The 11872-nt window shown below is 64.1% G+C and carries 7 protein-coding genes; all 7 read left to right on the forward strand.

Annotated elements, in window-relative coordinates; translation table 11 throughout:
- Nucleotides 1-165: 165 nt before the first annotated feature.
- The 7 genes from bcsQ to DGA31_RS17975 are packed head-to-tail and all read left to right on the forward strand — an operon-like array spanning nucleotide 166 to nucleotide 11870.
- On the forward strand, nucleotides 166-1056 hold the full coding sequence (bcsQ, locus tag DGA31_RS17945; protein WP_241509611.1) for a cellulose biosynthesis protein BcsQ: 891 nt from the start codon (nucleotides 166-168) through the stop codon (nucleotides 1054-1056).
- A complete protein-coding gene (bcsA, locus tag DGA31_RS17950; protein WP_109513461.1) occupies nucleotides 1053-3272 on the forward strand; it encodes a UDP-forming cellulose synthase catalytic subunit in 2220 nt (739 codons plus the stop codon). Before bcsQ ends, bcsA begins: the two co-directional genes overlap by 4 nt.
- Nucleotides 3269-5563 (forward strand): cellulose biosynthesis cyclic di-GMP-binding regulatory protein BcsB, encoded by a 2295-nt coding sequence (gene bcsB / locus DGA31_RS17955; RefSeq protein WP_109513462.1) that lies wholly within the window; start codon nucleotides 3269-3271, stop codon nucleotides 5561-5563. Before bcsA ends, bcsB begins: the two co-directional genes overlap by 4 nt.
- Nucleotides 5564-5566: 3 nt before the next feature.
- Complete coding sequence (bcsZ, locus tag DGA31_RS17960) at nucleotides 5567-6775, forward strand: cellulose synthase complex periplasmic endoglucanase BcsZ (RefSeq protein ID WP_109513463.1); 1209 nt, start codon at nucleotides 5567-5569, stop codon at nucleotides 6773-6775.
- Complete coding sequence (locus tag DGA31_RS17965) at nucleotides 6751-10518, forward strand: cellulose biosynthesis protein BcsC (RefSeq protein ID WP_161959201.1); 3768 nt, start codon at nucleotides 6751-6753, stop codon at nucleotides 10516-10518. The genes bcsZ and DGA31_RS17965 overlap by 25 nt, the downstream gene beginning before the upstream one ends.
- Before the next feature lie 15 nt (nucleotides 10519-10533).
- Nucleotides 10534-11199: an SGNH/GDSL hydrolase family protein gene (locus tag DGA31_RS17970; protein ID WP_056835751.1), complete on the forward strand. Its 666-nt coding sequence runs from the start codon at nucleotides 10534-10536 to the stop codon at nucleotides 11197-11199.
- 14 nt (nucleotides 11200-11213) lie between these two features.
- The gene (locus DGA31_RS17975) at nucleotides 11214-11870 is read left to right on the forward strand and encodes a cell division protein FtsQ (protein ID WP_109513495.1); all 657 of its coding nucleotides are present in this window, start codon (nucleotides 11214-11216) and stop codon (nucleotides 11868-11870) included.
- Nucleotides 11871-11872: the final 2 nt, after the last annotated feature.

Genomic DNA, 11872 nt, shown 5'->3' on the forward strand with positions numbered 1-11872 from the left:
CCGGTGATCGAGACGCGTATTGCAAAGCCGGATTCTCAGGTCTCCTTGAGGGCACAACAGGCCAGTGCGCCTGCATTACAGGCCCCGGCGATGCCTGTGGCAGCTCCTGAGCCTGGCCACGCTTCGACGTCCGCGCCAACGCCTGCGCGCCCTGTGGCGATGCCATTGCGCTCGTTGTTGGCCGAGGTGGCCAGTGCCCGTCAGGCCGAAGCGGAAAAGCGCAACCATGAAGCCTTGCAACAGGCGTTGTCCAAGTCGGCACCGCCGGCCATCCAGGCCTGTGTGATTGCGCTCGTGTCGGCCAAGGGCGGGGTCGGCAAGAGCACATTGTGCGCCGCGCTGGCGCGTCTGGTGGGGTTGCCCGGCGGGCGCACGGTGGCCGTGGAGCTCGACCCCCAGAATTGCCTGTATCATCACTTCGATGCCAGTCCCGATGTCGCCGGCCTGGCCCCCGGCAGCCTGCGCGGCGAGGCCTGGAGTGACCTGCTGCTGACCGGCCCGGATGCCACCCAGGTACTGCCTTATGGCACGCTGACGGCCGACGAGCGCAGCACCCTGGAACAGTACCTCGATCACGACCCGCACTGGCTGGTCCGGCAGCTCGAGCGCCTGAATCTCACCGCTCGCGATGTACTGGTGCTGGACGTTGCATCGGGCCCGTCGCGTTACCTGGACCAGGCACTCAACGCGGCCAGCCATGTGCTGGTCGTCGTCGATACGGAGGCGGCTGGCTACCTGACGCTGGAGGCCATGGAGCGTGCCCTGGAACCGCTGGCCGAGCGCTGCCAGCCGCCGGTGTGCCATTACGTGATCAACCGCGTCGAGGCTTCCCGCAGTTTCAGTGCCGACATGCATGAAGTGCTGTGCCGTCGTCTGGGCGAGCGTGTGCTGGGCCGGGTGCGGCTTGATCAGAAGATCGCCGAGGCGCTGGCTTTCGGTACACCTCTTTTACCGGCTCAGGCCCCGACGAAGGGCGTGCAGGACCTGTCTGAGCTGGGACGCCGCCTCACCGCCCTTCTCATGGCCGGGCGAGAGCAAGCGGTGGAACGCTCATGAATGCGCCGTTACCCGAAGTGCCTGGGCTGCCGACCTCTGCGCAAGGACGGCTGCAGCGCTTGCAGGGGTGGTTTGATGCACGCTCGCCGGGCACGATCAAGCGGTTGAAGCGGGCCGGCATGCTGGTGGGGACGCTGCTGTTTTTCTCGATCATTTCAGTGCCCTTCGACTTGCTGACCCAGGGTGTTTTCGGTGTCATGTGTTTCTTCGCGGCCGTGCTGCTGCGCCGATCGGCCAGCCGTCTGGCAATCCTGGCCATGATCGTGCTGTCGCTGGTCATGTCGCTGCGCTACGTGTACTGGCGCATGACGTCCACACTGGGCTTCGAGAACAGCCTCGACATGATGTTTGGTCTGGGCCTGTTGCTGGCCGAGCTGTATGCGCTGGTGGTGTTGTTGTGCGGCTACCTGCAAACCTGCTGGCCGCTGCATCGCAAGCCGGTGCTGATGCAGGGCGCGCCGGACACCTGGCCGGTGGTGGATGTGTTCATTCCCACCTACAACGAGTCGCTGTCGATCGTGAAGCTGACCCTCTTTGCCGCCCAGGCCATTGACTGGCCGCGCGACAAATTGCGGGTGCACCTGCTCGATGACGGCAAGCGCGACGAGTTTCGCGAGTTCTGCGCGCAGATCGGGGTCAACTACATCACCCGTGACAACAATCACCACGCCAAGGCCGGTAACCTCAACGAAGCGCTGAAGGTCACCGATGGCGAGTACGTGGCCATCTTTGACGCCGACCACGTACCGACCCGTTCTTTCCTGCAGATGGGCATGGGCTGGTTCATCAAGGATCCCAGGCTGTCGATGTTGCAGACGCCGCACTTTTTCTTTTCGCCGGATCCGTTTGAAAAGAACCTCGACACCTTCCGCAGCGTACCCAACGAAAACGAGCTGTTCTATGGCGTGGTACAGGATGGCAGTGACCTGTGGAACGCCGCGTTTTTCTGTGGCTCGTGCGCCATCATCCGCCGTCAGGCGCTGGAAGAAATCGGCGGCGTGGCGACCGAGACGGTGACCGAGGATGCCCATACCGCACTCAAGCTCAGCCGCGCCGGCTACAACACCGCTTACCTGGCCATCCCGCAGGCGGCGGGCCTGGCCACTGAAAGCCTGTCGCGGCACATTCGCCAGCGGGTGCGCTGGGCACGCGGCATGGCGCAGATCTTTCGTACCGATAATCCCTTGTTGGGCCGTGGCCTGACACTGGGCCAGCGGTTCTGTTATTTCAACGCCATGCTGCACTTTTTCTATGGCCTGCCGCGCCTGGTGTTTCTGACCGCGCCGCTGGCCTTTCTGTTTTTCGATGCGCGCATCTTCCATGCCTCGGCGCTGATGATCGCGGTGTACGTGTTGCCGCATATCCTGCATTCCAGCCTCACCAACTCGACCATGCAGGGGCGTTTTCGCCATTCGTTCTGGAACGAGGTCTACGAGACGGTTCTGGCCTGGTACATCCTGGGGCCGGTGATCATGGCCCTGGTCAATCCCAGGTTCGGTGGCTTCAACGTCACCGACAAGGGCGGGATCATCGACGAGAAGTTCTTCGAGTGGCGCCTGGCGCGTCCGTACATCGTGCTGCTGGGGCTGAACCTGTGCGGTCTGGTGGTGGCCTTGACGATGCTGGTCCGGGGCAGCAACGAAGAAGGTGTGGCGGTGACCGTGCTGATCAACCTGGCCTGGACGCTGTACAACATCATGATCACCGGCGCGGCCGTGGCCGTGGCCAGCGAAACCCGCCAAGTGCGCCGTGAGCCGCGGGTGGCCGCCAGCCTGCCGATCCGCCTGGAGCGGGCCGACGGCAGCGTACTGGACGCCGTGACCCTGGATTTTTCGCAACAGGGCCTGGGCCTGCGGTTGCCCGAAGGACAAGGCATCGCACGGGGCGAAGCCTTGCAGGTCGTGCTGTTTCGCAAAGACACGCTCAGCCGGTTTCCCGCCACTGTGGTCTTCAGCCATGGCTCGATGGCCGGTGTGCAGTTCGACCCTCTGACCCTGCGCCAGCAAAGCGATCTGGTGCGCCTGACCTTTTCACGTGCCGACACCTGGGCGGCGACCTGGGGCCGCGGCGCCATCGACACCCCGCTCAAGGCCATGTGTGAAGTCTGCAAGGTCAGTCTGCGCGGGGTTCGCGAGCTGTTGAGCGCCACCCGCCAGGCCTTGCACGCCCGACGTACTGCTGAACCCGCTTGCGACTCTGTAATGGAAAAATCATGATCTGCAAATCGATTGCCAGCCGTCAGGCCGGCGGTGCATCACGCTGCCTGGCGGCCTTTGTGTCGTCGCTGTTGCTGCTGGGGAGCAGTGCCTCGAGCATGGCCGCCCCGGCCGCCCCGTTGATCAGCCCGCCCGTCGCGGTGCCCGCACCAGGCGTGCCTGGCAACGACATCTCCGTCACGCTCGAGCAACTGGGGCGCAATTACCCGATGGTGCTGCGCGGCGTTGATTCGAACGACACGGTCAACTTCAACGTGCGCGCCGACAAGGTGGTGACCGGTGCGCGCCTGACGTTGCAATACAGCTATTCACCGTCCTTGTTACCGGACCTGTCGCAGATCAACGTGCTGGTCAACGACGAAGTGGCGGCCAGCCTGCCGTTACTCAAGGAAGGCGCCGGCCAGCCGCAGAGCCGCACGGTCGAGATTCCGGCGCACCTGATCACCGAGTTCAACCGCCTGAGCCTGCAGTTCATCGGCCACTATTCGATGGGCTGCGAAAACCCGCAGCATTCCAGCCTGTGGGCGCGGATCAACAGCGACACGCGCCTGGACCTGCAGGTTTCACCCTTCACCCTGGCCAACGATCTGTCGATTCTGCCGCTGCCGTTTTTTGATCGCCGTGACGACCGTGATGTAACGCTGCCGGTGGTCATGGGCGCCTCGCCCGACCACGCCACGCTTGAAGCCGCCGGCGCACTGGCGTCCTGGATCGGCGCGCTCAAGGGCCCTTCGCGAATCGCGACGTTCCCGACGCATTTCGACAACCTGCCGGCCGAGGGCAATGCCCTGGTGCTGCTCAAGGGCAGCGGCCCCCTGCAGCTGGGCGGCCTGACGATGCCGGCCGCCAAGGGGCCGACCCTGACGATGATGCCGCACCCGAACGACCCGGGCAGCAAACTGCTGGTCATCACCGGTCGTGACTCGGCCGAGCTCAAACTGGCGGTCAATGCCGTGGTGCTCGGCAGCCAGGGCCTGGCTGGCAGCAGCGCGTTGATCGAGCGGGTCGAGGTGCTCAAGCCACGCCGGCCTTACGACGCGCCGAACTGGCTGCCCAGCGACCGGCCGGTCAAGCTGGGTGAACTGATCGAGACCCGCAAGCTGGATGTGGTCGGTTACGCACCGGGCGATATCACCATCCCGCTGAACCTGCCCCCGGACCTGTTCAACTGGCGTGAGGAGGGCGTGCCGTTGAAGCTCAAGTACCGCTACACGCCTCAACAGCGCTTCAACAACTCGTCGATCATCGTCAGTCTCAATGACCGCCTGATCAGAGCCGAGTCGCTGCCGTCGGAGGAAAAGCTCGCCGGCTCGACCCTGTCCAGCCTCACCGGCGACAACGCCATGGTCAGCCGTGAAATGGACATGTACCTGCCGCTCAATGCGGCGGCCCTGCAATCGCGCCTGCAACTGCGCTACATGTACGACTACATCAAGCAGGGCGAATGCCAGGACATCATCATCGACAACATGCGTGGCAGCATCGACCCCGAGTCGACCCTGGACCTGAGCGGCTACGACCACTTCATGGCCATGCCGAACCTGGGCGTGTTCAAGGATTCGGGCTTTCCGTTCACCCGCTTGGCCGATCTGTCGCAGACCGCCGTGGTGTTGCCCGACAGCGCAACGGGCGAAGACATCAGCGCCTACCTGAGCGTGCTGGGCCGTTTCGGCGAGTCGACCGGCTACCCCGCGACCGGGGTTTCGGTGATCCAGGCGGCAGAGGTCTCCAGCGCCGCCGACAAGGACATTCTGGTGGTGTCCTCGGGGGCCAGCCAGCCCCTGCTCAAGCAATGGGCCGAGCACCTGCCAGCCCTTGGCGAGGGCCAGGGGCGCAGTTTCGAGATTTCCGACCTGGCTTTTCGCTTGCGTGACTGGATGAGTCCGGATCCTGATGAAAACCTGCGGCGCGCCCGTGTCGCCGTTGTGTTTTCCGGGAGTGCGCAAAGCACGTTCCTGACCGGTTTCGAATCGCCCTTGCACAAAGGACGCAGTGTGATATTAATGTCCAGTGGCCAGTCTTCTGGCCTGGCCGACATGACCCGTGCGCTGGATACCAGCGATAAGGTGCAGGGCAGTCTGGTCGTGGTGCGTGGTGATTCGGTCGAGGCCTTGGTGGCCGATCAGCAGTATTTTGTCGGTGAGTTGAACCCGGTCAAGTACGTGCAATGGCTGATGTCACGCAATGTCCTGTTTGTCTTGCTCATCCTGGCGGTCTGCGTTGCCCTGGTCAGTGGCCTGGCCTATCTGGCTTTGCGCTCGCTGGCCAAGCGTCGTCTGGGAAATGGATAACCCATGTTGGCTTTACTGATGACCCCACGTCGCAGGATGTGCTGGCTGGCAGCGTTGCTGGCCTGGGCAATACTGACTCCCCTGATGGCCGCCGAGCGCTGCGACGGCCCGACCTGGCCACTGTGGCAGAACTACGCCCAGCGCAATGTCCAGGAGGATGGACGCATGCTCGAGTCGAGCATGGAACCCAACCACAGCACCTCCGAAGGCCAGTCCTACGGTATGGTTTTCGCGCTGGTGGCCAATGACCGCAAGCGCTTCGACGCGCTGTGGTCATGGACGGTCGCCAACATGATGGGGTCTGACAAGACTCGTCTGCCAGGCTGGTTATGGGGGCAGGGCAAGGACGGTGCCTGGCAGCTCCAGGATGCCAACTCGGCCTCCGATGCCGATTTATGGATGGCCTACACGCTGCTTGAAGCGGCGCGGCTCTGGCAGGCACCGGCCTACCGCACCGATGCGCTCGCGTTGCTCAAGACCATCGAGTCGCGACTGGTCGTCGACCTGCCAGGTGTAGGCAAAATGGTGCTGCCCGGTCCTGAAGGCTTTATCCAGCCCGATCACTTATGGCGCCTGAATCCCAGTTACCTGCCCATTCCCTTGTTGCGCCGCCTGGCCAAGGAGGCGCCGAACGGTCCCTGGAAGGAAATCGCCGACAACACCCTCAAGATGATCCAGGCCTCCAGCCCCAAGGGCTTTGTGGCAGACTGGCTGGCGTATCGTGGCACTTCGCCAAAAACCGGCCTTTTCGTGATTGATCCTGCCAAAGGCGAGCTGGGCAGCTATGATGCGATCCGCGTTTACCTCTGGGCTGGCATGACGCCAGCCTCCGACCCGCTGGCGGCTGCTCTGCTGGCACGCCTGGACGGCATGTCGGCCAGCACCGCCTCGAGTGGCGTGCCGCCGGAAAAAGTCCAGGTCATGAGCGGCGCGAGCGAGGGCCAGGCGCCTTTCGGTTATTCGGCGGCGTTGTTGCCTTACTTCCAGGCCAAGGGACACACCTGGCTGGTTGCGCAACAACGACGCCTTGTCGAGCAGGGGATTGCCCGGGTCATGAAGCATGACCCGCAAGACCGCTCGGAACCTGCTTATTACAACCTTATGCTCAGCCTGTTTGCCTTGGGCTGGATTGAACAACGCTATCAGTTCCGCTCTGACGGAACGCTTGAATTGTCTTGGGAGACTTCATGCCCGCCAGTCGCCACACGTTAGTTATCGGGCTACTTACAGCAATCGCCGCCAACAACGTTGCCAATGCTGAAACCTCCGCTGTACAGGCTCAATTGATTGAGCAGGGCCAGTACTGGCAGGCGCGTTCGAATGCCTCGCGGGCAGCCGAAGTCTGGCAGAAAGTACTGCAACAAGACCCCAACCAGGTGGATGCGCTGTATGGCATGGGCCTGATTGGCGTCAACAAGAACCAGCCCCAGCAGGCCCAATCCTACCTGGCACGCCTGCGCGCCCTGTCGCCGATGCCGGCGCAGGCGATCCAGCTGGAGCAGGACATTGCCCTGACCCAGCCGGAAAACAAGGCCTTGCTCGAGGAGGCCAGGCGTCTGGCCGATGCCGGTGAGCGTGACAAGGCCACGGCGGCGTTTCGCAAGCTGTTCAATGGCCGTGTGCCTCAAGGCTCTATCGGGCGTGAGTACTACACCAACCTGGGTTTCAGCAATGTTGACTGGCCCGAGGCCCGCCAGGGCTTCGAGCGCCTGATCAAGCAGCGCCCGAACGATTCGGTGCTGGCGCTGTTTTTCGCCAAGCACCTGGCGCGCCGCGAAGACAGCCGCGAAGAAGGCATCCGTGCCCTGGCCCGGCTGACCACCCACCCCGATATCGCCGGCGACGCCGACCAGAGCTGGCGCCTGGCGCTGGTCTGGAGCGGGCCGCCGACGGCGGCGCAGGTGCCATTGTTCGAGGCGTTTCTCAAGACCCATCCAGATGATCAGGAAGTGCGTGATCTGATGAACAAGGGTCGCCAGCAGGCCGGCACCGGTGCCGGTGCCGGTGCCGGTGCTTCAGGCTGGCAGCAGGACCCGCAGGTGGCCCGTGGCCTCAAGGCCCTGGAGAAAGGCGACCTGGCCACCGCTGAGGCGGCCTTCAACGAGCGGTTGAAAACCAAGGCCGATGATGCCGATGCCCTCGGTGGCCTGGGCGTAGTGCGTCAGCAACAGAACCGCCCGGCCGAAGCCGAGCAACTGCTGACCCGCGCCGTCCGCCAGACCGGTGGTGGCCGCTGGAAAAGCGCGCTGGAAAATGTCCAGACCTGGACGCAGCTGCAGCAGGCCCGCGACCTGCAGGCCAAGGGGCAGGGCGGCAAGGCACTGGAAACCGCCGCCCAAGCGGTGCGCCAGAACCCGGCCAATGTCGATGTGCGCCTGGCCCAGGCCGATATCCAGGCCCAGGCCGGTCAGTTCGAAGCCGCGCATGCCAGTTATCGCCAGGTGCTGGCCGCCGACCGTGGCAATGCACGGGCCACGCGCGGGCTGATCAATGTCCTGGCCCAGAGTGGCCAGGTCAATGAAGCGCTGCGCCTGATCGACACCTTGTCCGCAGCCGAACAGGCCAAGCTGGACGACAGCGGCAGCTTCAAGGCCTTGCGTGCCATTCAGGTCGCACGCCTGGCCGAGCAGCGCGGTGATACGCCGGCGGCCCAGGCCGCCCTGAGGGAGGCGGTCAGCAACGATCCGGACAATGTCTGGACACGTTTCGACCTGGCCCGCCTGTACCTCAAGACCAATGAGGCCTCCAAGGCCCGGGCGTTGATCGACGACCTGCTCAAGAGCCAGCCGAACAACATCGATGCGCTCTACACCAGCGCCCTGCTGTCGGTGGAGATGGGCCAGTGGAAAGATGCCCAGGCCGCGTTTGCACGCATTCCCGTTGACCAGCGCACCCCTGAAATGAAAGCGCTGGCCGAAGAAGTCACCATGACGGTGCAGGTCAACCTGGCCGTCAGCATCGCCAAGCGCGGTCAGCGTCAGGAAGCGCTGGCGCTGCTTGACCGGCTGCTGCCGATGGCCAGTGCCACGCCGGAGCGTCAACTGACGCTGGCCAGTGCCTACATCGACGCCGGTGAGGTCGAGCGCGGACGTGCCATGGCGCGCACGGCCATCGCCCAGATCCGCACGCCTTCGACCGATCGCACGCTGCAATACGCCGGCGTGCTGCTGACCGCAGGCGACGATGCACAGGTCAACCTGATCCTGCGCAACCTGCAAAGCCAGTCGATGAACGCGCAGACCCGCAAGCGCTATGACGATCTGCTGTACCAATACCGTATTCGCCAGGCCGACCTGCTGCGCGAAGGCGGCGACCTGACCGGTGCCTACGACACCCTGGCCCCGGCCCTGGCCCAGCGCCCTGATGATATTCAGGGTGTGTCGGCGCATGCCCGGCTGTACACGGCCAAGGGTGACAGCGCCAAGGCGTTCCAGCTCTACAAGCCCTTGCTGCAGCGCCAGCCCAATGACCCGCAAGTGCTGCTGGGTGCGGCCGATGCGGCGGTCAAGGCCAATGACCGCACGTTTGCCGACCAGGCACTGGCGCAGTTCCTGAGGCTGGGGCGCTATGACGCGCTGACGCTGACCGAAGCGGCGCGCATCTACGAGAGCATTGGCAAGAGCGGCGCCGCCGAGGAACTGCTGCGCAAGGCGGTTTCCATCGAGCAGGGCGAGAAGCAGCGGGCGCTGGCCATGCAGGTCACGCAGTCCGCAGGTCCGAGCGCTGCCAGTGCCTCGCGCAGCGTGGCGGCCAACGACGCGATTCCGGCACCGGCCCAGGCCACGCTCAACGGCGACGCCGACAGCAGTGCGCTCACCGGTGCCCAGAGCGCGCTCAACCGCATTCTTGAAAAACGCAGCGGCTATGTCAGCCAGGGGCTGAGCGTGACCAGCAACAACAGCGAGGCCGGCCTGGGCAAGCTGACGATGGTCGAGGCACCGCTGGAGGTCAATATTCCGCTGGGCGACAACCGCGTGGTGGTACGTGCCACGCCGGTGACGCTCAACAGCGGCAGCGTATCGGCCGATGCCGGCAGTCGCTTTGGTGATGGGTCGGCCGGTGCTGCAGGGTCGAACCGTGAAACCGGCGTGGGCCTTTCGGTGGGCTTCGAGCGCCCGGCCGAAGGCCTCAAGGCCGACATCGGCTCGACGCCGATGGGCTTCCAGTACACCACCGTCGCCGGTGGTGTCAGCGTGGATCGCCCCTTGGGTGAAAACCCCAACCTGCGTTACGGCCTGAACATCTCGCGGCGCCCGGTGACCGACAGCGTGACCTCGTTCGCAGGCTCCACCGACGACCGCAGCGGCCTGTCCTGGGGCGGCGTGACGGCCAACGGTGGCCGTGGCCAGATCAGCTACGACAACCAGACCATTGGCGGCTACGGCTACGGTTCCTGGCACAAGCTGGTGGGTAACAACGTCAAGGCCAACAGCCGTGGCGAAATCGGCGGTGGCGTCTACTGGTACCTGAACAATACCGAGAACAGCAAGCTGACCGCCGGTGTCAGTGTCATGGCCCTGAGCTACGACAACGACCAGAACTACTTCACCTATGGCCATGGCGGCTATTTCAGCCCGCAGAGTTTCTTTGCCATTGGCATCCCGGTGATGTGGTCGCAACGTTCCGAGCGTTTCAGCTACCAGGTCAAGGGTTCGGTCGGCGTTCAGCACTTCAAGCAGGATGGCGCAGAGTATTTCCCCGACGACAGCGCCATGCAGGCCGCTTCCGGGCAGAGCTACGACGGGCAGAGCAAGACCGGCATCGGCTACAGCCTGAGTGCGGCCGGCGAGTATCGCATCGGCGGCAACATGTTCCTGGGGGGCAACGTGGGACTGGACAACGCCCGCGATTACCGCCAGCTCAGTGGTGCCCTGTACATGCGCTACATGCTTGAGAACATGACCGGTCCCATGGAGTTGCCGGTCAGTCCTTACAGCTCGCCTTATTCCAACTGATTGTGAGAGAACCCGATGCCTTCCGTACTTGCCGGTATGACGCTCCTGGTGCTGGGGGAAAGCCATATGAGCCTGGCCGACCACCTGATGGAGCCGTTGCATGACAACCTGACCCGTCAGGGCGCCATCGTGCATTCGATCGGCGCCTGCGGTGCCAGTGCCGGCGACTGGCTGCTGACCAAGAAGGTCGATTGTGGTGCCGAGCAGAAAGGCGACGGCAAGATCGTCATCAAGGGCCGTGACGCCACTACCACGCCCATTGGCGACCTGATCGCCGCCGACAAGCCGGATCTGGTGGTGATTGTCATCGGCGACACCATGGCGTCCTATGACAAGCCCTCGTTTCCCAAGACCTGGGCCTGGCAGAGCGTCACCGGCCTGACCAAGGCCATTGCGGCCACCGGCACCCGGTGCGCCTGGGTAGGACCGGCCTGGGGCAAGGTGGGCGGCATGTACCAGAAGAACGATGCACGCACGGAAATGATGTCCAAGTTCCTGGCGTCCAACGTGGCCCCTTGTACTTACATCGACTCGCTGAGCTTCTCCAAACCGGGCCAGTGGATCACCACTGACGGCCAGCACTTCACCGTGGCCGGCTACAAGGCCTGGGGCACCGCCATTGGCAATGCACTGGGACAGTTGCCGGCCTCCAGCGTCAGCGCCGGCGGAGCCAAGAAGTGACCTGCGTGCGCTGGATGGCGAGCGTAGGTGCTGGCCTGCTGGTGAGTCTTGGCGCGCATGCCGCCGAGATTGCCCTGTACCCCACAGGTCCCGCTGAAGACTCGGCGTTCATCCGTTTCGTCAACGCCGCGTCGGTACCGCTGGAGGTGATCGCCCAGTCGGGCCAGGCCCCGCTGCGCCTGGAAACCGCTGCGCCGGTGTCGGCGTTTTTTCCGGTGCAGGCCAAGGGTGCGGTGAAAGGCACGCTGGTCAGTGGTGCACAGACGCTGGAAATGACCCAGACCGTCGCTCCTGGCGAGTTCGCCACGGTGGTGGCCGTGCCACGGGCCGATGGCGGGGTCGCTCAGGTCGCGGTGCGTGAAGCGCCCGATGACTTCAATGCTCTGAAAGCCTCGTTGGCGTTCTTCAGCCTTGATGCCGGTTGCGTGGAGGCCAGCCTGCGTCCGGCCGGGCGCACGGCCGATCTGTTCAAGGCCGTGGCCGATGGCACCCTGCAACGACGCGCGATCAATCCGGTCAGGCTGGCGGTGCAACTGGTGTGTGCCAATGCCACGGTAGGTGAGCCCCTGGATCTGGGCGAACTCAAGGCCGGCGAACGCTACAGCGTACTGCTGTTGCCGTCCGCCAGCGGCCCACGGCTGTTGTCGACTATGGATGCGTTGTCCCACTGATC

The sequence above is a fragment of the Pseudomonas ovata genome, assembly GCF_003131185.1.
Classification (GTDB): Bacteria; Pseudomonadota; Gammaproteobacteria; order Pseudomonadales; family Pseudomonadaceae; genus Aquipseudomonas; species Aquipseudomonas ovata.